This window comes from Streptomyces hydrogenans (assembly GCF_014656075.1).
Taxonomy (GTDB): Bacteria; Actinomycetota; Actinomycetes; order Streptomycetales; family Streptomycetaceae; genus Streptomyces; species Streptomyces hydrogenans.
Window position 1 is genome coordinate 1 of record NZ_BNBS01000317.1, and the last position, 651, is coordinate 651.

Consider the following 651-nt stretch of genomic DNA (forward strand, 5'->3'; position numbering starts at 1 on the left):
GGATCCGTCTTCGCGCTGCTGGGTCCGAACGGCGCCGGCAAGACCACCGCCGTGAAGATCCTCTCCACCCTCGTCACGCCCGACGCCGGACAGGTCCGCGTCGCCGGGCACGACCTCGCCACCGACGGCCACGCCGTCCGCGCCGCGATCGGCGTCACCGGACAGTTCTCCGCCGTCGACGGCCTGATCACCGGCGAGGAGAACATGCTCCTGATGGCCGACCTCCACCACCTGTCCAAGCGGGAGGGACGCGAGACCGCCGCCGAACTCCTGGCCCGCTTCGACCTCGTCGACGCCGCCAAGAAGCCCGCCTCCACCTACTCCGGCGGCATGAAACGCCGCCTCGACATCGCCATGACCCTGGTCGGCGCACCCCGGATCATCTTCCTCGACGAGCCCACCACCGGCCTCGACCCCCGCTCCCGCCACACCATGTGGCAGATCATCCGCGGCCTCGTCGCCGACGGCGTCACCGTCTTCCTCACCACCCAGTACCTGGAGGAGGCCGACGAACTCGCCGACCGCATCGCCGTCCTCAACGGCGGCCGCATCGTCGCCGAAGGCACCGCCGACCAGCTCAAGCGCCAGATCCCCGGCGGCCACGTCCGCCTCCGCTTCACCGACCCCCACGCCTACCGCAGCGCCTCCGAC

1 protein-coding gene is annotated in these 651 nt (G+C 71.3%); it reads left to right on the forward strand.

Annotated elements, in window-relative coordinates:
- A partial coding sequence (locus tag IE321_RS41635) for an ATP-binding cassette domain-containing protein (RefSeq protein WP_190226800.1) occupies positions 1-651 on the forward strand: 651 nt, incomplete at both ends.